Here is a 20,026-nt window from a genome sequence, read left to right on the forward strand (position 1 = left end):
TACTATAAAAATTGATATAAATTGTAGTAAAAACAATGATTATTTTGAAATATACGGTAATGGGTTACATGCAAAAGGTAACATAATTTTATTTAGTTGATTAATAGGGTTAAAAATGATATACTTGTTCAAGTAATACAACTTTATGAATTTGAAAATGATTGAATCTTTTAGAGTAAGCCTCAAAGTCTATACATTTACAAATGATTAGAGTAATAAGGAGGTAAATTTTGAAAGGTACAGTAAAATGGTTTAACGGTGAAAAAGGGTTTGGATTTATAACAGGAGAAGACGGAAAAGATGCATTCTGTCATTTCTCACAAATTCAAAAAGAAGGTTTCAAAACTTTAAATGAAGGTCAAGCAGTTGAGTTTGATGTAGTTGAAAGCGAAAAAGGACCTCAAGCTGAAAATGTCGTAGAATTATAAATTATTGAGCAGCCTAGGCTGCTCTTTTTTATGAGGAGGAAAGTTTATGGAAAAACATGTAATTGCAAAAATTGATGGTGAAGAAATTACTACAGCTCATTATGAAAATTTTTTAAGACAATTAAATCCACAGTTAAGAGAGTATTATAATAAAAAAGGATTTTCAAAGGAAATCTTAGATGAATTAATTAGCCAACAACTTTTGGTAATAGATGCTAGAGAAAAGGGGTATGATAAAAATGAAGATTTTATTGAAGTTTTAAAAGCTACAGAAGATTCATTGCTAATGACATATGCTCTTGGAAAAACTTTAGAAAATATTGAAGTAAGTGAAGATGAAATAAAGAAGTACTATGAAGAAAATAAAGAACGCTTTAAACAAGGACCTACTGTTAGCGCCTCTCACATCTTAGTGGAAACAGAAGAAGAGGCAAATAATATTTTTAAAAAAGTAAATGCAGATAATTTTGCTGAGATAGCTAAAGAAAAATCAAGTTGTCCTTCAAGTGCCAATGGCGGAAACTTAGGTGAATTTTCACAAGGTCGAATGGTTCCTGAGTTTGATGAAAAAGTATTTTCAATGAATGTAGGAGAAATTTCTGAACCTGTTAAAACTCAATTTGGATATCATATTATTAAATTAGATGATAAACATGAAGAACTTGATTTTGATAAAATTAAGGGAAGTGTAGAATCGGAACTTAAGGGAAGAAAAGAACAAGAAACTTATGTGAGTAAAATTAAAGAACTTTCAGAAAAACATAAAGTTGAAGTTATAAATATTCAATAATCCTAAAAAATGCTTAGAATATGTTGAAATCAAGCGTTTTTTAAAATCTCGTCACAAACTCGTCAAAAAATCGCTCGTATCTTTTCAAAGCTTTCGCGTTCTTTGTCTTTGTTAATTTCAGCGTAGACTTTGAGTATTGTTTCAATGTTATCTCCCACAATGCTGGATACAATTGTAGGGTCTATTCCCTCGCTCAATAGATGAGTAGTATAAGTGTGTCTAAAGCAATGTGGGGAAGTGTTAAACTTAGTTAGATAGTGTCTAATGGCGGCAGGGTGGATATCGTAAAATATTCGTCCTGCTATATCTACATCAATCTTTTTTAATCTCAAATATAAATCACTTGAAATTGGAACTACTCTATTTGATTTGTTTGTTTTTAATTTTCCAAAAACCTTATCTACATATAACCACTGCTTATTTATATTTATGGAGTTGTCGGATAAATCAAACAATGTAATACCTAAAGCTTCGCCAAGTCTAAGTCCAGTTGAATACAAGACTTCTATAAATAATTTTTGTTTTTCTGTCATAACAGATTTTAAAATATCACTATACATTTTTTCATCTATAAACATAATCCTTTTATTCTCTTTTTTAGAAAGTGTTAGTCCGTCAAGTGGATTGAATGCTATTATATTTAGTTCTTTAATAGCAAAATTGAAGAGTGTTTTAAAATGCTTAAATGCACATTGATAGTTATTTCCTGTTTTTTTAATTTTTTCAAGAAACATTTTTTTAGCATCGTAGGGCAATATTTTTTGAATTGGAACATCATCTAAACTTTCAAATATTTTAAATGATATATTGTAACTATGGATAGTCCCAACTCTTCTGTTTTTAAGTTTTTGATTGTCTATAAAAATTTCTTTTAACTCTTTAAGCGTAATATCGCTATCGATTATATTTTTCCTCTCTAAATCTAAAACTTCAAAAGTTGCTTTTTTTATCCATTCTTTAGCTTCTTTTTTAGTGTTAAATCCGCCTTTGCTTTTTTGTTTCCATTTATCGCCATTTTTGTAAGAAATTATAGCTTGGAACTTGCCATTTTCTCTTTCTCTTATAAAAGAATTCATAAAAGAACCTCCTTAATTTACTATAAGCAGGTTACGTGATATAATATGTGTGCAATGTGGTTATATCATGTAACCTTATCCCTTGTTCTGTTGCAGCAGAATGGGGGATATTTTTTATTATTTTGGCTTTAGATTATTGTGCTATTAATTCAGCAACATCTAAGCTATATCCAAGCACTTCTCCAACTTGTGTAACTTTACCTTTTACTGTAACATTTTGATTATTTGATAGTTCAGCAACGATATTACGTTGGTCGTCATTTTTCAAATAACAAGTTATTCCAATTATGGCAAATTCGTCGTTAGGGTCTGCAATAGAAATATATTGCCCAGAGCTATCAATAACTATAACTTTTCCACTTATTTCAACATATTGGTCTTTATAAGTTTTTTCAGCTTTTAAAGCATTGTTTTTTAAGTCAGCATTCATTTGACTAATAGCCACAGGGTTATAACTTATTTCTGCATTATTGGCTGTATTAGTGTTATCTCCTTTAGGCATTAAAAAAGACACAACAACTATTATTATAGCTATTAAAATAAACCACCATTTTTTATAAAACGGTTTCTTTTCCTTAACTTGATATGTTTTGCCATCTTCGCCTACAAATGTTTTTTTCATAATAAACCTCCTAAAATTTATTTAAAGAACTTTAGTTCTTTTAAACCTAAAAATTTTTAATGGCTTTAAACCATTTTTTATCTTGATTGAGTTTTGCAAGCCTAACTTTTACCATTGCTTTACTGAGACCAAATGTTTTTGAAATTTCATCAATCCCATGGTGTTTTATATTATCTATATACTCGATAGGTAAGAGCACGTTATGTGCAAATATGTTTGCTTGTTGCTCCCATATACCAGTGTATTTACTACTATATTTTAAAAGCCTAGGCTCGACTGTAGAGTGATGATTTAAGTATATGTGACCTATCTCATGACTTATAGTAAACCTTTGCCTTGTGGGCGGCTTATCTGTGTTATAAAAGATATTATATTCTCCGTCATCTATATAACAAAAACCATCTTCTGATATCTCACAAATTTCTTTTTCATAGTTATGATAGGGAATTAAATTCCAATTTTGATTTTTACAAAACTTATCAAGAGAAGTGAAAAAGAAATCTGGATATTCTGTTTGAAACTCAATAATCTTTTTGTATAGAAATTCTGGGTGAGTCCAATTCATTTATATCTCCTAAAAAAAAATAGAGCACTTGAATTTTCAAGCACTCTATTATGCGTCTTAAACGCAAAATCTTATCGGCTGTGTTTCCACAACTATGTTCCTAAAGAACTAATATGTTTATATTATATACGAGTGCTGCTTATTTGTCAAAAACAAATAGATTTTTTATTTTGTTATTAATTAAATCTAAGTATTGTTTATTTAAGATAACATCAAGTAGTGTATCATTTTTCCTAGTAGGATTTATTATCCTTGACTTACTTATTGTAGTTATTTGATGCACATCTGCGATTGTATTTTTATTCAATTTCTTTGCTTTGAGCAAACTTTTAGTTAAATAATTAATTCGTTTTTCTAATTCTTGTGTATCTTGTTCGATAAAATCTAAAAGTTCAGTTTGGACCTTAAAAAACTCATCATGATTTTTATCTAAATAGTGTTTTTCTAATAGATTTACAAAGTCTAAAAGCTCTACATTTGAATCAGCTTCATTTTTTAGATTTTCAAATACGCTAATATCTAAATCTTCAGAGTATTTGTTTGCTATATAGATAACCGCCAAAGCAAATGTTTTATTTTTTTGAACTTTATCTGATACATGATTCAAAGTCTTGTTTATTTGATTGGCAATCGACCATTGTAAAGAGTCATCAAGTAAAACTTGTAAATTTTCATTTATTTTATTTCTGTAAGTCCTAAGAGGGACTACGGTAAGAGTGGAAGATTTTAATGAATCATTTTTAGAAACCACTATACAATAATGATTTCCACCAAGTTCATGACCTACTCTATATCCAAAGTTTACAAAAAGAATTTGTCCTCTTTTATACTTGAAATAACTTTTTTGACATTTAAAACTATCTTCACTTCTCAAAAATTTTTCATAATCTTTTAACCAATAAGATAGCAAGACAGAATTTTTATATTTACTATCTGTCCAATCTTTTAACAAAATATCTATTTTAGATATTTGCTTATCTCTAAAACATAAAAACTGGCTTTTATTTTCAACTTTTTTATAATCTACCATGTTCTTACCTTTTTCCCTCTTTAAATTGTTGTATCATTGAACGAAGTAGATCTATTTGTACGTCTGATAAATCGCCTGCTTCTCTTGCAAGTATTTTAACTTTTTCTTTTTCTTCTTGAGGTGGTTCTGGCAGGTCTTCCCAGCCCATTATAACATTAGGAGATATATCAAGAGCATTGGCTAAAAGAATTATACCTTTATGTTTCATATTAGAAATTTCGCCAGATTCCCATCTAGAAATAGTGGCTTCACTAACACCAACTTTTTCAGCAAGCTCTTTCATAGTTAATCCTTTTTCAATTCTTTTATTCTTGATTATATCTTTTATGTCCATACATTTCACCTCTTTGAAGTAACTTAATTATATTATTGTTATTGCGTTTTTGCAAGTAGTTTATGAAAAATAAATAAAAAACTTGCATAAATGTATTGACAATGAAAAATCATAATGCTAATATCTACTTACACAAACGCAAGATAGAGGGGGTGTAATTTTGATTAATAAAGCAAAATTAATTTATTATTGTTCAATAAAACAAAAGTCAATAAGAGAACTTTCAACAGATTTAGGGATTAATGAAGCTACTTTTTATCGCAAGATAAGGGGCGATAGTGACTTTTATAGGCATGAAATTATAAAGATAAAAGAGTTATTAGGATTATCGATAGATGAAACGAATGAAATTTTTTTTGATTCAAAACTTGCATAAACGCAAGTAAAGAAACACAAGTCAAAATTTAAAGGAGAAAAAGGAATAATCGAATAACAAAAAATTTAAAGGAGAAGTAAAAATGAAAGACGATAAATTAATAATTAAAATACAAAAAAACTATGCACCATGTAACTCAGTAATAAGAGTTAATCCAGAGATAGCTGCGAAAATAAAAGCTGTTTCGAGTGAAGTTAACAAAGAATATGCGACAGTAACGTGCGAATTATTAGAATTTGCACTTAGTAGAGTTGAAATAATCGAATAAAAAACGAGGTGAAAAACATGGATGAAGAACATGTTCTAACAGTTCCAGAACTCGCCAAGCGTTGGAAATGTGACGAAGATAGCATAAGACGTTATGAGCGAAAAGGAAAAATAAAGAGAGCAGAGGATATTCCAGGTGTCAAGTATTCTATTAGCTTAATCGAGCAGATAGAAACTAAATGGGATGACCCACTAAGTCCGTTAGAGCGTAGAAGATTAGAAAAAACGATAGAAAGTAAAGATAAAACAATAGCTGAATTACAAGAGAAGCTATTAAAAATAAAAAATACAGTTTTGGAGGTGTAGAAATGCAATTAGTCGATAAACGAGGAAGAAACATTATAAATTTTAGGGCGCCGTTTTGGGGGAATTTAAAAGTGATAGTTGGATTTATGGCTTTTGTGTACATCATAGGAGTGTTGGAAAGCATATGAGATTGACAGTACTATACAGTAACAAGTTAAAAAATGATGGTTCTAAAAGCTATATGAAAGCTGTTGAAAAAACTATAGATGATGTTGAATTTTTAGATTTATCAACGTGGGATTTAGAAAAATCTTTTGAAAGACAAAGACTAAAAAGAACATTAATAACTAAATACAATCAAATTTTAGCTATAGAACCAATTTCAAAACTTGAGAAACAAGTATTAGAAATGTTTTTTAACGACATGCCAGAGCTCGACATTGAGGGAGCTTACACAAATAAATTGACGATTACTGCCGAAGCAATACTTGCAGAGTTGGAAGAAGCTGATTTATTAAAAGTAGCAATAATAAATCAATCAGAAAAGCTTGGAGTACCACTCGCAAATGAGTTGATGTTAAAAGGTGCTAACGTTTTAAGTTTGAATAAAAAATTAAAACTAGGTGAAATAAAAAGCATTTTAACTGTATACAGCCCAACTTGCTTAGTGAGTGCGACTGGAGATGAGAACTTTAAACTTGACATGTTTAGCACATTTTGCATTAAAAAGATAATAGATTTATCTAATGATACAGAAGAAAAAGATGCGATAAGAAAAATAAACACGGTAGAAATTTTAAGGAGTAGGTTATGAGAAAAACAACTGCATATATAGCAGATGACGGGAAATTTTTTGAAAGCTTTAATGATTGTGCAAAATATGAATTTGATATGCAATTTAAAGACGAAGTTAAAGAACTGATTTCAAGTTTACTTGCTACCAGCAAGCTTGTAAAAATCGGGGAAACTTCGAACACTATTGAAGAAGCGAAAAGCAAAATTGTTGAAGAAATAAGCAAGCAAATAGTAAAAGAGATAAAGACGGTTAGAGAGGTGCTATGTGTTAGAGATTAAATTAAAAGAGTTAAAATTAAAGAACTTTAAAGGCATTAAAGATTTAACAATAAACTTTAATGAAAAAATAACCAACATTTTTGGTGATAACGGAGTTGGGAAGACAACTATTTTTGATAGTTATTTATGGCTTTTATTTAATAAAGACAGCAACAACAGTGCAGACTTTAATATAAAAACTTTAGACAGTAAAGGAAACGCAATTCCAAACATCGAGCACGTAGTTGAAGGTGAGTTTCACATCGATGGAAAGAGATTATCTTTAAGAAAAGAATATAAAGAAAACTGGGTCAAGAAACGTGGCTCTGCAGAAGAAACATTTCAAGGGCACGTCACTGACTACTACATCAATGATGTTCCAGTAAAACAAAAAGAGTATAAAGACAAGATATCAACGCTAATAGAAGAAGAGCAGTTCAAGCTTATCTCGAACCCTCGTTATTTTTCTGCAGACTTAGATAAAAAGAAACGTAGAGAAATCTTACTAAGCATCGCAGACATTTCCGACCAAGAAATTATAAAAGAGTGCCCAGAAATAGCCGAACTGCCTTTAGAAGATTATACCATAGCAGAAATACTCGCGACAAATAAAGCGAGTGCTAAAAAAATAAATAAAGACCTGGAAGAATATCCGGTTCGAATTGATGAGTTAAACAACAGCATTAAAGATATAGATTTTGACGCACTCGAATTTAGAAGAAGAAGCATAGAACCAGCTTTAAGAGAACTTGAAGCAGGGGACAATACAGACAATTTAAAAGAAATTAGCAATAAAATAGCTGATTTAACTAAATCTAAATATGAAATCGAAGATGCAAACAACAGAATAATACGTTCTAAAAAACAGCAAGAAGAACAAAAACAACAGTCTGCAGATGAAATTAAAAGAAGAAATTCAACTGTAGAAAGACTTGAAAGAGATTTAGAAGAACTAAGAACGGAATATGTGAAAGTTGCAAACAGAAAAGTTGAGTTTGACACAAACTGCCCGACTTGCGGACAAGAACTTACTGCTGAGCAAATCGAGGGAATAGAAGAAAAATACAACTTAAACAAGTCAAAAGAATTAGAAAAAATAATAGAAAAATCAAACAGAATAAAAATTGACATCGACGCAAATAAAACAGTAATAGCTAAATTAGAAAACATCAAATACGAAGAAATCAACGAAGAATTACAGTCAACAGACCACATCGACAAAGAAATCGAAACACTAAGAGCGGAACTGCACGCAAATAACGATGTAGATAATACAGCTAAGATAAACAAATTAAAAGCAGACATAAAAGAAATTGACGAACAACTTGCTTTTAAACAAGTAAATGAAAGCAATAAAGAAAAAATAGAAGAATATACCGCGAAAATAAAACAGCTATCTCAAGACTTTGCTGACATCGAAAAAACGATACTGCTATGTGAAGAATACAACAGAATCAAAGCTGAAAAAATAAGCGAAACAGTAAATAAAAAGTTTAAATTCGTAAACTTTAAACTTTTTGAAAAGCAAATAAATGGAGGAATAGCAGAAGTATGCGACGCAACAGTAAACGGTGTTCCATACAGCGATGTAAACAATGCGGCAAAGATAAACGCAGGGATAGACATTATAAACACTCTTACAGAAGTCTATCAGATAAAAGCTCCAATCTTTGTAGATAATGCAGAAAGTGTGAATGAACTTATAGACACAGAAAGTCAAATTATACGACTTGTTGTAAGCAAAGATAAAGAGTTGGTGATTAGGTGAATGTTAGAAATATGAAAAACGTACTTAAATATCCAGGAAGCAAAACTAGAATAGCAAAGTGGATTTGTAAATTCATACCTGAGCATGAAGTTTACCTCGAACCGTTTTTTGGTGGTGGAGCGGTGTTTTTTAACAAAACACCATCAAGAATAGAAACTATAAATGATTTGTCAGCAGAAGTCTATAACTATTTTAAAGTTTTAAGAGAAAAGCCAGATAAACTAATACATCTAATAAGTTTAACACCGTATGGACGAAAAGAATATGATACTTGTTTTGAAAACTCTGCAGATGAAGTAGAAAGAGCAAGAAGATTTGCTGTTCGTTGTTGCCAAGGGTTTGGTTGTAGTAACAAGTATAAAAACGGATTTAGAAGTAGTATAGGGAAGTATTCTCCAAGGACAACAACATTTTGGAATAATTTTCCTGAAACTTTAAAGCTGGCTAGCAAAAGACTTTTAGAAGCACAAATTGAAAATCAAGAAGCTGTAAAGCTGATTGAGCGATACAACAAAGAAGAAGTTTTCATTTATGCAGACCCCCCATATCCACATAACACTAGAAAAAATTATTTGTATGAACATGAAATGAAAGATGATGAGCATATAAAATTACTTGAAACTTTAAAAAAACACAAAGGCAAAGTTTTAATAAGTAGTTATGAAAATTCTTTATATGACGAGATTTTAAATGGATGGCATAAAGAGTATAAAAATACAATTGCAGAAAATAGTGTTAAAAGAACTGAGTGCTTATATATGAATTATGAAATTAAAAGTTTATTCAATATAGAGGAGAAGTGAACAATGAATACAACAACTAATGAAATACTAAAAATGATAAAAGAAGAAGATGAAGCTTTGTGTGGTTGTGATTGGGAAGAAATGTATGCTAATGAAAATGTAATAGATACTTATGAGGTGTAAACATGTATAAAGTGCCAATGGAAATACCTGAATATTGTGATGACTGCCCTTTTGGAATGACTAAATGGTCGTTACCACTTACAAATAACAGTAAAGGCTATCAATGTAATGTTGATTTTAAAATAAACGGGAAATATACAAAAACTATACAAGGAACTTTTGATGAAAAAATAAAAAAACCTGAATGGTGTTATTTAGAGGAGATAGAAGAATGAAAGATACTTTATTTGTGGAAAATCTTCAAAGAGTATTCCCAGAATTTAGAATAACTAAAAAATGTTATACGAATAAAGGGTTCTTGTTTGGACGAGAATACGTTAAAGATTCAGGTATAAGGATTAATATTAATTGGGTGGAGTAAATAAAATGAACAATGTAAATTTAATTGGGAGGCTAGTAAGAGATCCGGATTTAAAATATACACCAAGCGGCACAGCAGTAGCGAGATTTACACTAGCAGTAAATAGAATTTTGAGCAAAGATAAAAGAGAAGAAGCGGAACGCAACAATCAACCAACAGCCGATTTTATTTCATGTACAGCTTGGAACAAAACTGCTGAGACGATTGCAAATTATGTAAATAAAGGACACAGGATCGGGATAAACGGACGTATTCAAACTGGGAAATATGATGATAAAGACGGAAAAACAGTTTATACAACTGATGTAGTTGTTACGAATATGGAGTTTTTGGAATCAGCTAACAATAACAACAATTATCAAAGCAACACTACAACAGAATCAAACGAAGGTTTTTATGAAATAAATAATGATGATATACCATTTTAATTATGCAAACAGTTATATATGTAAAACCAAAGACTTATAAAGACAGATTAAAGCTTATGAATTATTACTACAAAAGAGGATATAACATCGAAGAAATCGACGGCTATTTATATATAGAAAAGGAGACTAATTATGGCAAACATACAAAAAATAAATCAAAATAACACACCTGTAGCGAACATGAAAAATCTATTAATGAACAAGGGCATGCAGGAAATGTTTAAAAATGCTTTAGATAAAAATGCAGATGCATTTATGGCTAGCATTATAGACGTTTACTCAAGTGATAGTTACTTGATGCATTGCGATGCAAAAGAAGTAGCCATGGTAGCGTTAAAAGCTGCTACTTTAAAATTACCGATAAATAAAGAACTAGGCTTCGCTTATCTGGTAGCTTATAAGGATAATAATGCAAACAAATTTGTTCCTCAAATGCAGATTGGATATAAGGGTTATGTGCAATTAGCGATGAGATCTGGGCAATATAAAAATTTAAATGCAAACATAATCTATGAAGGCATGGAGATAGAAGAGGATTATCTAAGCGGCGAGATAAAAATTATAGGTTCAAAAAAATCAGATAAAGTAATTGGCTATTTCTGCTATTTCAAACTAAATAATGGTTTTGAAAAAATAAAATATATGAGCGTAGAAGAGATTAGAAACCACGCAAAAAGATTTTCTAAAACCTATCCGAAAGGGGCTTGGAGAGACAATTTTGATTCAATGGCATTAAAAACGGTAACAAGATTATTGGTGAGCAAATATGGACCAATGTCAACTGAAATGCAAAAACTTGAAATGGAAGAAGAAGATATTGAACTTGAGAGCAGAGTTTTAGAAAACAATGCAGCGATTCCATTTACACCTGAAGAAGAAACGGTAATTGTAGACGAGGAAACAGGTGAAATAATATCTGAAGATATACAAGCACCATTTTAAAGAGGTGCTTTATGAAAATAGAAATATTTGCGAGTGGCAGTAGTGGAAACTGTTACAAAGTAAGCAACGAGGATACTGCACTCTTAATTGAGTGCGGTATCCCAATAAAAGAAATCAGAAAAAAACTAAATTATAACTTAGATGTAGATGCTTGCTTAGTAACTCACGAACATGGAGACCACAGCAAGGCCTGTAAGGAGCTTTTAAGGTCTGGAACGATGGTTTATATGAGTAAAGGCACAAAAGATGCGCTGTGTTTAGACAGTCCTTTCCTGTATACCTTCAAAAGCTATCATGGTGGATATGTATTGCACAGAATAAATAGTTTTACAGTACTACCTTTCGAAGTAATTCATGACGCAAGAGAGCCAGTAGGCTTTTTTATAAGAGACACTATAAATTGTGAAAGCTTAGTTTTTATAACAGACACACAGTACATTCCTTATAGCTTCAACATGGACTATTTAATGCTTGAAATAAACTATGTAAGCGAGACAATAAACAACGCAGACGTTCATGAAAGTTTAAGAAAGAGAATTAAAGAAAGTCATTTAAGTTTAGAAACAGCACTAGATTTTTTAAAGAAGTGCGATTTAAGTAAGTGCAAGAAAATATACATCTTGCATTTATCAAGCGGAAATTCAGATGAAAAAAAGATAAAAGAAGAAGTTCAAAAGTTAACCGGACTTCCTGTAGAAATTTGTTAGAGGTGTGACATGGCTCAAGGGTGGATAGCTTTACACAGAAAAATTCAAGATAGTTGGTTGTGGAACGAAGATCCATTCTCTAAAGGTCAAGCATGGATAGATTTAATAATGTTGGCCAACCACGAAGATAGAAAAACATTGATAGATGGCAACCTAGTTACGGTTAAGAGAGGCGAAAAAATAACTTCTCTTAGAAAGTTGGCTGAAAGGTGGAAATGGTCACGAGATAAAACGAAAAGGTTTTTAAAGTTGCTGGAAAGTGACAATATGATTGAGTTAAAAACCGACCACAAAAAAACCACGTATAAAGTAGTAAATTACAACGATTATCAAGACTATGATAAAAGTAAAAAAGCCAGTATCCGACCAGTGACCGACCAGTATCCGACCAGTGACCGACCAGTGACCGACACAAACAACAATGATAACAATGATAACAATGATAACAATGATAACAATGATAACAATGATAACAATGATAACAATGATAACAATGATGATGATATACAACGACTACTTAAAAAAATAAATTCAATAACAGAAAAAAATCAATCATCATCATCAATCAAATCTTTTATCTCTGAATATTCTCTAAAAGAGTTTGAACAACTCTTAGAAGAAATAAAAAAATCAGAATGGCTTAGCAAAAATATAGATTTAAATATTACTAACAAAACTTTTATAGAAAATGTGCTAAGTGGAAAATATCGAAGTCATAAAAAAGTAGAGAAGAAAAACAGCTTTGATAATTTTGAAAGTACAGCTACAAAAGATTTTACTGAAGAAGATTTTGACGATATCGCTAGACGTAAGCGAGAAACGTTTATGGAAAAGTTAGGAGGTTAAATGAAAGACCTACTTGGAAAAGAAATATCTGAAACAGATATACAAAATCAAATAATAGCTTGCTTAAAGCCTTATGCTAGAGTTTGGAATATAACAACAGGAGTTTTTAAGTCGGGGAATAGATATATAAGAACTTTTCCGACAGGAACTCCAGACCTTTTGGGATTTAGGAAAAAAGACGGAAAAATGTTTTTTATAGAGGTAAAAAATGCTAAAGGAAGATTGAGTGAGGAACAAAAAGATTTTGCGAGATATATAAAAAGATTTCCAGTGTTGTACGGAACAGCAAGAAGTGTTGAAGAAGCTTTTGAAATATTAGAGATACCATTTAACTTTTAGGAGGAACGGATATGGATTTAACAAAAAAATACTATGACTTGCATTCAGAAATGATAGACTTATGCGACAAGAACAGATTGGATTTAAATTGGAATGTTAGAGAATATCCAATCACAGCAACTATAACAGAATGGGAAGATGAAAATAAAGACCAAATAAAAATGAGCGAAGAATTTGAAAAAGAAACAATGCCCGGAATGTTAGTGTTTGAATTTGCCGATGAATTAACAATAAAAATAACAGATGATTTTAATATCAGCGAAGAACTATTAAATAAATTAAAGGGTAAAGTAAAGAAGTTACACTATCAATTTTTACAAAGCTGGTATAGACAGATAAGGGAGAATAATAACGTAAGCAACACAGATACAAAGTACATGATAGAGGGTTAGTTATGCTAAGTGCTGAACAAAAAGAAAAACAAAAAAAACTATCAGAGTATGCCTGGCTTGGGAAAGAATTAGATTCTAAGCTTGCAGAATTAGAAAAATGGCGAAGCAGATTAACATCAGTAACAACTAAATATTCAGATATGCCAAGCGGGAATTTTAAACAAGACCAAATGAGTGAAGGTATATCGACAATAATAGATATAGAGAACGAGTTAAACGAAAGTATAACTAAATTAAAAGAAAAAAGAGATTGGATATATACATGTATTAATGATGTAGAAGATTTAATGCAAAGATGTATATTAAAGCAAAGATATTTAGATGGCATGAAGTTTGAAGAGTTAGCTTTTAGGAACAACATGAGTTGGCGACATATGCATCGAGTACATGCTGAAGCTTTAAATTCTATAAAAATTTAAAAATGTCATAGAATGTCACATTATATCTGTGATATAGTTATGATATCAGAAGTGGGACATCGAAGGATGTTCCACTTATTTGTTAGGAGCAGCTATGAATAATTACAACAGGAAGAAATGGAAAGTTAAAGCCAGCGTTATAAAGAAACGTGATAATTATGAATGCCAAGAGTGTAAACGCAGAGGGATTAAGACTGATGCTGAATGTGTACATCATATAAATCCGGCGAAAGATAGACCAGATTTATTTTGGGATAATAAAAATCTAATAAGTCTTTGTAACAATTGCCATGGGAAAATGCACAACAGACACAATGATACTCTTACTAAACTTGGTAGATGGTATAAGAACTTATATCTAAGAGGTGGAAGTAATATGTTAACTAAGATACGGTTTATAGTTGGAGCTCCTTGCAGTGGCAAGTCTACATACGTAAGAGAGCATGCCGGGAAGAATGATATTGTATTTGATTATGATGAGATAGTAAAAGCATTAAGCTTTAATGACTTACACAACAACAATCCAAACATGATTGATTATGTATTAGACATACGAGATTTAATACTTAAACGATTAGAGATGGAGGATAGGTTCGATACTGCTTGGATAATAACAACTTGGATGCCTGAAAGCTTTTATAATTATTATTTATACGCACCAGAGGTTATCAAAATGACAACAGGTAAAGAAGAATGTTTAAAAAGATTGATAAATAATCCTGAAAAAAGAAATTTTGAAGAAAATAAAAGACTGATTGAGGAATATTTTCAGAAAAAAGCCCCCCTATGATGTGACACTTTAGTGTGTAGGGGTCAACGATGTAAGGGGTAAGTATTTCCAACTCTGATGGAGTTGTTGAAATGGGGGTATAACCCAAAAATAATAAAAATTGGCTTTGGAAGGAGGTATAGAAATGGCAAATAGTAAAACATTAGTAAGTTATAAAAGACAAATAATAAAAATGATGAAACAAGTTGAAACGTACAATAAAGCTTTTGACGTTACGATAGATACTTTTGCGAAAATAGTTTTTGATTATAATAAATTAGTTGATGAATTTGAAAAAAGTGGAGCAGAAATAACTGTAGAACACACAAATAAAAATGGTTCAACAAACATAATTAAAAACCCACTATACCAATCCATAGAAAAACTAAGAACAGACTTAATCACATACGCGAGGGAACTTGGTTTAACGCCAGCCGGATTGAAAAAGTTAAATCAAAAAATAGAGGAAAAGCCAAAATCGGCTTTAGATGATTTGTTATCGAAAATGTAAATTTAAAAATCGTAAACGAATACGTTGATTCGATTTTATCCGGCAAAAAAATAGCTTGCAAAGAATTAAAGCAAACATGTCAACGATTTAAAGACGATTTAAAAAATGATAAATACGAATTAAGGACTAAAGACCCTGAATTTGTTATAAAAATAATTGAAGGAGTATTCAAGCATGCTGAAGGTGAAAAGCTGGATGGCACACCACTTGCTAATACTCCTTTTTTGTTAGAACCTTGGCAGAAATTCATTGTTTACAATTTAGTTGGATTTTATCACAAAGGTACAAATCTAAGAAAATACAAAGAAGCTTTTATAATGATTCCACGTAAAAATGGTAAAACAAGGTTTGCTGGAGCATTAGCTTTTGCACTAGCATTACTTGAAAGAAAATCATCAGCTAGAGTATTTATGGTGGGAGCAGTATTAAAAGAAGCACTACAATCATTTAATTTCATAGTTGAAAATATAAAAATGATGGGCGAAAGAGATAATTTTCACATAATAGACAATAATAATGCTCATACAATAGACAGAAAATTTTCAGACGGTTCTATGTATTTTGAAGCTTTAGTTGATAGAGATTCGTTGCTCGGCAATATATTCATAATGGATGAGTTGCACGAATATAAAAATTCTATAAAATACGACAGAATGAAAAAAGCCAGTAGGTCATATTCTAATAAATTAATAATTGGAATCACAACTGGTGGACATGATATGAATTCATTCTGCTATAACAGATTTTTATATTGCAAAAAAATAATTAATAAAAATACAACAACAAACAAATATGAGGTAGAAGATGACCAATATTTTGTATTTATTTCTAAAGCAGACCAAAATGAAGATGGAAGCGTAGACTTTACAAATCCAAAAATCCACGAAATGGCAAGTCCAAACTATGGTGTGACCATTAGGCCTACTGACATTATGACAGACGCATTACAGGCGCAAAATGACCCTCAGACGAGAAAAGAATTTCTAGCTAAAGATATGAATGTATACACATCAAGCATTAAATCATATTTCAACTTAGATACATTTAAAAATAGTGACAGAAAATACAATTGGACTTTAGAGCAATTAATAAAACTCAATATAGATTGGTTTGGTGGAGCTGACTTATCTAAAATGCATGACTTAACAGCTGGCGCACTTTATGGAACTTATAAAGATATAGATATAGTTGTTACACACGCATTTTTCCCAGTGACAAGAGCTCATTTAAAAGCGGATGAAGATAACATTCCATTATTTCAGTGGCAGGATGAGGGAAATTTAACAATGACTAATGGAGATATAACAAATCACGCTGACATTGTTAAATGGTTTATAGAAATGAGAAAAAAAGGATTTAAAATCAAACAAATCGGTTTTGATAGAAAGTTTGGCGAAGAATTTTATTTAATGATGAAAAAAGAAAGATTTAACATCATAGACGAGCCACAACTTTTTATAAATAAATCAAAAGGATTTAGAAGAATTGAGCAAAAAGCAATAGCAGGAAAATTATATTATGCGCACTCAAGCGCGTATGAATATTGTGTGGAAAATGTACATGGCATAGAAAAGACAGACGATATGATACAGTATGAAAAAGTAATGCCAAATATGAGAATAGACCTTTTTGACGCAAGTGTATTTTCAGCTTGTAGATTAATAGGAAATTTAGAAAAATCAAACAATGCCAAAAAATGGCTAGAGGGGTGATTAAATGAACAGAAATAAAAGGAAAAACAAAAGAAAAACGAGAGCAGAACCACTAACACCAACTCAAGCTTGGTTCATATCAGACGGAGACAGTGAAGGACTATGCGTTAAAGGATATACTAAACTTTCAGACAATCCGGAAGTTAGAATGGGGATTGAACGAATAGCTGATTTAATATCAACAATGACAATTTATTTAATGGAAAATGGCGAAGGTGGAGATATACGTTTAAAAAATGAGCTATCAAGAAAAATAGATATCGAGCCATATAAATATATGACCCGTCAACAATGGGTGTCTTGGATTGTTAAAGAGTTGATTTTAAATGGAAATGCGATTGTATATCCAAAAATAAAAAATAATATCATAGATGATTTAACTCCAATTCCAAATAGCAAACACTCTTTATTCGATTTAGAGAGTGGTGGATATTATGCAATGATAAATGGCAAAAAATACAGCTATGATGAAATATTGCATTTTAGAATAAACCCAAATGCTGAAAGGCCTTGGATTGGCGAAAGCTATAGAGTTGTATTGAGTGATGTTGTTAAAAATTTAAAACAAGCAGCACATACAACTAATCAATTTATGAGTAATAAAATTATTCCGAATCTTATCATCAAAGTAGATGCTTTGACAGAAGAACTAATTTCAAAAAGTGGCAAAGAGAAAGTTTATGATAAATACATTTCTGCAAGTAAAGCAGGTGAACCTTGGATAATACCAGCAGATTTGATAGATGTACAACAAGTTAAGCCGCTTACGTTAAATGATATAGCAATAAAAGACACAATTGAATTAGACAAAAAAACAGTAGCAGGCATTCTTGGAATACCTGTTTTTTTATTAGGGCTTGGAACATTTAACGAAAAAGAATACAACAATTTCATTCAAACCAGGATAAGGACGATTGCAACTGCGATAGAACAAGAGTTGACTATGAAGCTTTTGTATTCGCCTAAACTCTACTTCAAATTTAACGTAAAAAGTTTATATTCATACTCCATAAAGGACATAAGTAATGTATACACAAATTTATATACACGTGGAGTTGTTACTGGGAATGAAGTTAGAGCAATGCTTGACATGTCACCAATGGAATCTCTGAATGAGTTAATAATTTTAGAAAACTTTATACCAGCAGACAAAATTGGGAATCAAGAAAAATTGAACGGAGGTGAAACAAGTGATTAAACACATAAGAACAATGCAGTCAGATTTGCAACTTAGAGAAGAACAAGAAGAAATGATAATTTCAGGCTATTTTGCAATTTTTAATCAAAAAACAGAATTGTATAAAGATGTATTTGAAGAAATAGCACCAGAAGCATTTAACAATTCATTAGATGCAGATGTAAGAGCACTGATAAATCATGAAACAAAAGCTGTGCTTGGAAGAACAAAAGCAGGAACACTCGAACTAAAGACTGATGATAAAGGTTTATTTGGAACAATAAGAATAAATCCAAAAGACACCGAAGCTGTGAATTTATACGAACGTGTAAAGCGTGGTGATGTAAATCAATGTAGCTTTGGTTTTTTTATTACAGATGAAGAAGTTGAGCATAAAGAAGGAAAATCATACTGGCGAATAAATGGTGTAGAACTTTATGAAGTATCGGTTTGTACTTTCCCAGCTTACGAAAATACTGGTGTTGAAGCTAGAGAAAAACAAGAACAAGAAACGTCATTGAGACGTTGGAAAACTTTGACAAAGGAGAAATTAAACAATGCTAAAAATAATAATGTTGAATAAAAGAAAGAAAGATTTAGTTGCAGAACTAGAAGAACTTAGAGTTGAAAAAGCTAAGTTTGAAACGAGAGAAAAAGATATCGAAGCAGCTATAGACGAAGCTCAAACAGAAGAAGAAAAACAAGCTGTTGAAGATGAAATTGTAAAATTTGAAGAGGACAAAACATCTGTAGGAACAAAAGAAACAGAGCTTGAAGGAAAGATAAAAGAAATAGATGATGAGTTAAAAGAACTTGAAGAAAAAGGAAATCAAGTTGAAAAAAATGAAGACATTGAGGAAGAAAGAGGAGGACTAAAAATCATGGAAAAAAGAGAAATGTTTGGTGGATTAACAAGAGCAGAAGTTGTTGAACTTACAAAGAGAGAAGATGTTAAAAACTTCTTTGGCGAAGTTAGAAACATGAAACTACAAACAAGAGGAGTGAAAAATACAGAGCTTGTAATTCCACAAACATTAGTTGGAATATTGAGAGAAAATGTTCACAAATACTCTAAGTTGTTAACAAAAGTTTGGTTAAGACCACTTAAAGGAAGAGCGAGAGCTACAATTGCAGGTACTATTCCTGAAGCGGTTTGGACAGAAGCTTGCGGCAAATTAAATGAACTTGATTTTGGATTTAACTTTGTAGAAGTTGAAGGATATAAAGTTGGTGGATTTATTCCAGTTTGTAATGCAACATTAGAAGATGCAACAGACGTTGATTTATACAATGAAATAATGTACATGCTAGCACAAGCAATCGGATTAGCGATTGATAAAGCAATACTTTATGGAACAGGAAAGAAAATGCCGGTTGGAATAGTTACAAGTTTGGCTCAAAAGGTACAACCAGAAAATCATACAGATAAAATGAGAAAATGGGTTGATTTATCAACCACAAACATACTTCAAGTTGAAGGAGATACACCTGAAAAATTATTTGGGGATTTAATGGTTAAAACAGCAGTTGCTAAATCTGATTTTGCTGTAGGAAATAGATTTTTCATAATGAATGAAACAACATATCTAACAATACAATCCAAAATGTTAAACTTTAATGCAGCAGGAGTAATTGTAAGTGGAATGAATTTGACAATGCCAATAATCGGTGGCGAAGTAATACTATTACCTTTTGTTCCAAATGGTGATGTGATAACTGGGTATGGCGGACTTTACTTGCTTGTAGAAAGAGCTGGAATGCAACTTGCAGTATCTGAGCATGTACAATTTATCGAAGACAACACAGTATTTAAAGGCACAGCAAGATATGATGGTAAACCAGTAATCAGAGAAGGCTTTGCAGTTTTAAATGTTACAGGACAAGCGCCAACAACAACTCTTGAATTTGTAAAAGATAAAGCTGCTGAAATTTAATGAGGTGT

General features: G+C 31.1%; 31 protein-coding genes. 26 read left to right on the plus strand and 5 right to left on the minus strand.

Annotated elements, in window-relative coordinates; all coding sequences use genetic code 11:
* Positions 1-227 precede the first annotated feature (227 nt).
* Entirely contained in the window at positions 228-428 is a 201-nt protein-coding gene (locus SOR77_RS00560; protein WP_320635313.1) for a cold-shock protein, read from the plus strand.
* 46 nt (positions 429-474) lie between these two features.
* Positions 475-1,218 (plus strand): peptidylprolyl isomerase, encoded by a 744-nt coding sequence (locus tag SOR77_RS00565; RefSeq protein WP_320635269.1) that lies wholly within the window; start codon positions 475-477, stop codon positions 1,216-1,218.
* A 62-nt stretch (positions 1,219-1,280) separates the two neighbouring features.
* Here the strand turns inward: SOR77_RS00565 and SOR77_RS00570 are convergent, their stop codons facing one another.
* The 5 genes from SOR77_RS00570 to SOR77_RS00590 all read right to left on the minus strand — a co-directional run bounded on the left by SOR77_RS00570 (position 1,281) and on the right by SOR77_RS00590 (position 4,845).
* Positions 1,281-2,294 (minus strand): tyrosine-type recombinase/integrase, encoded by a 1,014-nt coding sequence (locus tag SOR77_RS00570; protein ID WP_320635270.1) that lies wholly within the window; start codon positions 2,292-2,294, stop codon positions 1,281-1,283.
* A 133-nt stretch (positions 2,295-2,427) separates the two neighbouring features.
* Positions 2,428-2,916: an OB-fold protein gene (locus SOR77_RS00575; protein WP_320635271.1), complete on the minus strand. Its 489-nt coding sequence runs from the start codon at positions 2,914-2,916 to the stop codon at positions 2,428-2,430.
* Positions 2,917-2,962: 46 nt separating this feature from the next.
* Entirely contained in the window at positions 2,963-3,481 is a 519-nt protein-coding gene (locus SOR77_RS00580; RefSeq protein WP_320635272.1) for an ImmA/IrrE family metallo-endopeptidase, read from the minus strand.
* Between the two features lie 139 nt (positions 3,482-3,620).
* Entirely contained in the window at positions 3,621-4,511 is an 891-nt protein-coding gene (locus SOR77_RS00585; protein WP_320635273.1) for a type II toxin-antitoxin system PemK/MazF family toxin, read from the minus strand.
* Between the two features lie 4 nt (positions 4,512-4,515).
* Entirely contained in the window at positions 4,516-4,845 is a 330-nt protein-coding gene (locus tag SOR77_RS00590) for a helix-turn-helix transcriptional regulator (protein WP_320635274.1), read from the minus strand.
* Positions 4,846-5,005: 160 nt separating this feature from the next.
* Between SOR77_RS00590 and SOR77_RS00595 the strand changes: the two genes are divergently transcribed.
* The 24 genes from SOR77_RS00595 (at position 5,006) to SOR77_RS00710 (ending at position 20,018) form a co-directional block, all read left to right on the plus strand.
* Positions 5,006-5,221, plus strand: coding sequence for a hypothetical protein (locus SOR77_RS00595; protein ID WP_320635275.1), 216 nt, complete (start codon positions 5,006-5,008; stop codon positions 5,219-5,221).
* A gap of 82 nt (positions 5,222-5,303) precedes the next feature.
* Complete coding sequence (locus SOR77_RS00600) at positions 5,304-5,489, plus strand: hypothetical protein (RefSeq protein ID WP_320635276.1); 186 nt, start codon at positions 5,304-5,306, stop codon at positions 5,487-5,489.
* Positions 5,490-5,506: 17 nt separating this feature from the next.
* Positions 5,507-5,794, plus strand: coding sequence for a hypothetical protein (locus SOR77_RS00605; protein WP_320635277.1), 288 nt, complete (start codon positions 5,507-5,509; stop codon positions 5,792-5,794).
* Between the two features lie 2 nt (positions 5,795-5,796).
* The gene (locus SOR77_RS00610; protein ID WP_320635278.1) at positions 5,797-5,922 is read left to right on the plus strand and encodes a hypothetical protein; all 126 of its coding nucleotides are present in this window, start codon (positions 5,797-5,799) and stop codon (positions 5,920-5,922) included.
* Positions 5,919-6,548 (plus strand): hypothetical protein, encoded by a 630-nt coding sequence (locus SOR77_RS00615; protein ID WP_320635279.1) that lies wholly within the window; start codon positions 5,919-5,921, stop codon positions 6,546-6,548. The genes SOR77_RS00610 and SOR77_RS00615 overlap by 4 nt, the downstream gene beginning before the upstream one ends.
* The gene (locus SOR77_RS00620; RefSeq protein WP_320635280.1) at positions 6,545-6,808 is read left to right on the plus strand and encodes a hypothetical protein; all 264 of its coding nucleotides are present in this window, start codon (positions 6,545-6,547) and stop codon (positions 6,806-6,808) included. Before SOR77_RS00615 ends, SOR77_RS00620 begins: the two co-directional genes overlap by 4 nt.
* Positions 6,795-8,555, plus strand: coding sequence for an AAA family ATPase (locus SOR77_RS00625; RefSeq protein ID WP_320635281.1), 1,761 nt, complete (start codon positions 6,795-6,797; stop codon positions 8,553-8,555). Before SOR77_RS00620 ends, SOR77_RS00625 begins: the two co-directional genes overlap by 14 nt.
* Positions 8,556-8,566: 11 nt before the next feature.
* On the plus strand, positions 8,567-9,358 hold the full coding sequence (locus SOR77_RS00630; RefSeq protein WP_320635282.1) for a DNA adenine methylase: 792 nt from the start codon (positions 8,567-8,569) through the stop codon (positions 9,356-9,358).
* Between the two features lie 125 nt (positions 9,359-9,483).
* Positions 9,484-9,696, plus strand: a complete 213-nt coding sequence (locus SOR77_RS00635; RefSeq protein WP_320635283.1) for a hypothetical protein — start codon at positions 9,484-9,486, stop codon at positions 9,694-9,696.
* Complete coding sequence (locus SOR77_RS00640; protein WP_320635284.1) at positions 9,693-9,842, plus strand: hypothetical protein; 150 nt, start codon at positions 9,693-9,695, stop codon at positions 9,840-9,842. Before SOR77_RS00635 ends, SOR77_RS00640 begins: the two co-directional genes overlap by 4 nt.
* 5 nt (positions 9,843-9,847) lie before the next feature.
* Positions 9,848-10,270, plus strand: a complete 423-nt coding sequence (locus tag SOR77_RS00645; RefSeq protein WP_320635285.1) for a single-stranded DNA-binding protein — start codon at positions 9,848-9,850, stop codon at positions 10,268-10,270.
* 2 nt (positions 10,271-10,272) lie between these two features.
* Positions 10,273-10,434, plus strand: coding sequence for a hypothetical protein (locus SOR77_RS00650; protein ID WP_320635286.1), 162 nt, complete (start codon positions 10,273-10,275; stop codon positions 10,432-10,434).
* Positions 10,403-11,212 (plus strand): recombinase RecT, encoded by an 810-nt coding sequence (locus SOR77_RS00655; RefSeq protein ID WP_320635287.1) that lies wholly within the window; start codon positions 10,403-10,405, stop codon positions 11,210-11,212. The genes SOR77_RS00650 and SOR77_RS00655 overlap by 32 nt, the downstream gene beginning before the upstream one ends.
* Before the next feature lie 11 nt (positions 11,213-11,223).
* The gene (locus tag SOR77_RS00660; protein WP_320635288.1) at positions 11,224-11,919 is read left to right on the plus strand and encodes an MBL fold metallo-hydrolase; all 696 of its coding nucleotides are present in this window, start codon (positions 11,224-11,226) and stop codon (positions 11,917-11,919) included.
* Positions 11,920-11,928: 9 nt separating this feature from the next.
* Entirely contained in the window at positions 11,929-12,765 is an 837-nt protein-coding gene (locus tag SOR77_RS00665; protein ID WP_320635289.1) for a hypothetical protein, read from the plus strand.
* Positions 12,766-13,104: a VRR-NUC domain-containing protein gene (locus SOR77_RS00670; RefSeq protein WP_320635290.1), complete on the plus strand. Its 339-nt coding sequence runs from the start codon at positions 12,766-12,768 to the stop codon at positions 13,102-13,104.
* An 11-nt stretch (positions 13,105-13,115) separates the two neighbouring features.
* Positions 13,116-13,496, plus strand: a complete 381-nt coding sequence (locus tag SOR77_RS00675) for a hypothetical protein (protein WP_320635291.1) — start codon at positions 13,116-13,118, stop codon at positions 13,494-13,496.
* A 2-nt stretch (positions 13,497-13,498) separates the two neighbouring features.
* Positions 13,499-13,915 carry a hypothetical protein gene (locus tag SOR77_RS00680; RefSeq protein WP_320635292.1) on the plus strand — a complete coding sequence of 139 codons (417 nt, stop codon included), beginning with the start codon at positions 13,499-13,501 and terminating at the stop codon, positions 13,913-13,915.
* A 94-nt stretch (positions 13,916-14,009) separates the two neighbouring features.
* Positions 14,010-14,705: an HNH endonuclease gene (locus tag SOR77_RS00685; RefSeq protein ID WP_320635293.1), complete on the plus strand. Its 696-nt coding sequence runs from the start codon at positions 14,010-14,012 to the stop codon at positions 14,703-14,705.
* 124 nt (positions 14,706-14,829) lie between these two features.
* Positions 14,830-15,195, plus strand: coding sequence for a P27 family phage terminase small subunit (locus tag SOR77_RS00690; protein WP_320635294.1), 366 nt, complete (start codon positions 14,830-14,832; stop codon positions 15,193-15,195).
* A gap of 224 nt (positions 15,196-15,419) precedes the next feature.
* A complete protein-coding gene (locus SOR77_RS00695) occupies positions 15,420-16,907 on the plus strand; it encodes a terminase TerL endonuclease subunit (protein ID WP_320635295.1) in 1,488 nt (495 codons plus the stop codon).
* A 4-nt stretch (positions 16,908-16,911) separates the two neighbouring features.
* Positions 16,912-18,105, plus strand: a complete 1,194-nt coding sequence (locus tag SOR77_RS00700; RefSeq protein WP_320635296.1) for a phage portal protein — start codon at positions 16,912-16,914, stop codon at positions 18,103-18,105.
* A complete protein-coding gene (locus SOR77_RS00705; protein WP_320635297.1) occupies positions 18,098-18,667 on the plus strand; it encodes an HK97 family phage prohead protease in 570 nt (189 codons plus the stop codon). The genes SOR77_RS00700 and SOR77_RS00705 overlap by 8 nt, the downstream gene beginning before the upstream one ends.
* Entirely contained in the window at positions 18,642-20,018 is a 1,377-nt protein-coding gene (locus tag SOR77_RS00710) for a phage major capsid protein (protein ID WP_320635298.1), read from the plus strand. The genes SOR77_RS00705 and SOR77_RS00710 overlap by 26 nt, the downstream gene beginning before the upstream one ends.
* Positions 20,019-20,026 lie beyond the last annotated feature (8 nt).

The organism is Peptoniphilus sp. (genome assembly GCF_034090345.1).
Lineage (GTDB): Bacteria > Bacillota > Clostridia > Tissierellales > Peptoniphilaceae > Peptoniphilus.

What these genes read in the sequence shown, in the direction of transcription:
- SOR77_RS00565 (WP_320635269.1), top strand. Translation starts at nt 475, where the DNA reads ATGGAAAAACATGTAATTGCAAAAATTGATGGTGAAGAAATTACTACA.
- SOR77_RS00570 (WP_320635270.1), bottom strand. Translation starts at nt 2,294, where the DNA reads ATGAATTCTTTTATAAGAGAAAGAGAAAATGGCAAGTTCCAAGCTATA.
- SOR77_RS00575 (WP_320635271.1), bottom strand. Translation starts at nt 2,916, where the DNA reads ATGAAAAAAACATTTGTAGGCGAAGATGGCAAAACATATCAAGTTAAG.
- SOR77_RS00580 (WP_320635272.1), bottom strand. Translation starts at nt 3,481, where the DNA reads ATGAATTGGACTCACCCAGAATTTCTATACAAAAAGATTATTGAGTTT.
- SOR77_RS00585 (WP_320635273.1), bottom strand. Translation starts at nt 4,511, where the DNA reads ATGGTAGATTATAAAAAAGTTGAAAATAAAAGCCAGTTTTTATGTTTT.
- SOR77_RS00590 (WP_320635274.1), bottom strand. Translation starts at nt 4,845, where the DNA reads ATGGACATAAAAGATATAATCAAGAATAAAAGAATTGAAAAAGGATTA.
- SOR77_RS00600 (WP_320635276.1), top strand. Translation starts at nt 5,304, where the DNA reads ATGAAAGACGATAAATTAATAATTAAAATACAAAAAAACTATGCACCA.
- SOR77_RS00605 (WP_320635277.1), top strand. Translation starts at nt 5,507, where the DNA reads ATGGATGAAGAACATGTTCTAACAGTTCCAGAACTCGCCAAGCGTTGG.
- SOR77_RS00610 (WP_320635278.1), top strand. Translation starts at nt 5,797, where the DNA reads ATGCAATTAGTCGATAAACGAGGAAGAAACATTATAAATTTTAGGGCG.
- SOR77_RS00615 (WP_320635279.1), top strand. Translation starts at nt 5,919, where the DNA reads ATGAGATTGACAGTACTATACAGTAACAAGTTAAAAAATGATGGTTCT.
- SOR77_RS00620 (WP_320635280.1), top strand. Translation starts at nt 6,545, where the DNA reads ATGAGAAAAACAACTGCATATATAGCAGATGACGGGAAATTTTTTGAA.
- SOR77_RS00630 (WP_320635282.1), top strand. Translation starts at nt 8,567, where the DNA reads ATGAAAAACGTACTTAAATATCCAGGAAGCAAAACTAGAATAGCAAAG.
- SOR77_RS00635 (WP_320635283.1), top strand. Translation starts at nt 9,484, where the DNA reads ATGTATAAAGTGCCAATGGAAATACCTGAATATTGTGATGACTGCCCT.
- SOR77_RS00640 (WP_320635284.1), top strand. Translation starts at nt 9,693, where the DNA reads ATGAAAGATACTTTATTTGTGGAAAATCTTCAAAGAGTATTCCCAGAA.
- SOR77_RS00645 (WP_320635285.1), top strand. Translation starts at nt 9,848, where the DNA reads ATGAACAATGTAAATTTAATTGGGAGGCTAGTAAGAGATCCGGATTTA.
- SOR77_RS00650 (WP_320635286.1), top strand. Translation starts at nt 10,273, where the DNA reads ATGCAAACAGTTATATATGTAAAACCAAAGACTTATAAAGACAGATTA.
- SOR77_RS00655 (WP_320635287.1), top strand. Translation starts at nt 10,403, where the DNA reads ATGGCAAACATACAAAAAATAAATCAAAATAACACACCTGTAGCGAAC.
- SOR77_RS00660 (WP_320635288.1), top strand. Translation starts at nt 11,224, where the DNA reads ATGAAAATAGAAATATTTGCGAGTGGCAGTAGTGGAAACTGTTACAAA.
- SOR77_RS00665 (WP_320635289.1), top strand. Translation starts at nt 11,929, where the DNA reads ATGGCTCAAGGGTGGATAGCTTTACACAGAAAAATTCAAGATAGTTGG.
- SOR77_RS00670 (WP_320635290.1), top strand. Translation starts at nt 12,766, where the DNA reads ATGAAAGACCTACTTGGAAAAGAAATATCTGAAACAGATATACAAAAT.
- SOR77_RS00675 (WP_320635291.1), top strand. Translation starts at nt 13,116, where the DNA reads ATGGATTTAACAAAAAAATACTATGACTTGCATTCAGAAATGATAGAC.
- SOR77_RS00680 (WP_320635292.1), top strand. Translation starts at nt 13,499, where the DNA reads ATGCTAAGTGCTGAACAAAAAGAAAAACAAAAAAAACTATCAGAGTAT.
- SOR77_RS00685 (WP_320635293.1), top strand. Translation starts at nt 14,010, where the DNA reads ATGAATAATTACAACAGGAAGAAATGGAAAGTTAAAGCCAGCGTTATA.
- SOR77_RS00690 (WP_320635294.1), top strand. Translation starts at nt 14,830, where the DNA reads ATGGCAAATAGTAAAACATTAGTAAGTTATAAAAGACAAATAATAAAA.
- SOR77_RS00700 (WP_320635296.1), top strand. Translation starts at nt 16,912, where the DNA reads ATGAACAGAAATAAAAGGAAAAACAAAAGAAAAACGAGAGCAGAACCA.
- SOR77_RS00710 (WP_320635298.1), top strand. Translation starts at nt 18,642, where the DNA reads ATGCTAAAAATAATAATGTTGAATAAAAGAAAGAAAGATTTAGTTGCA.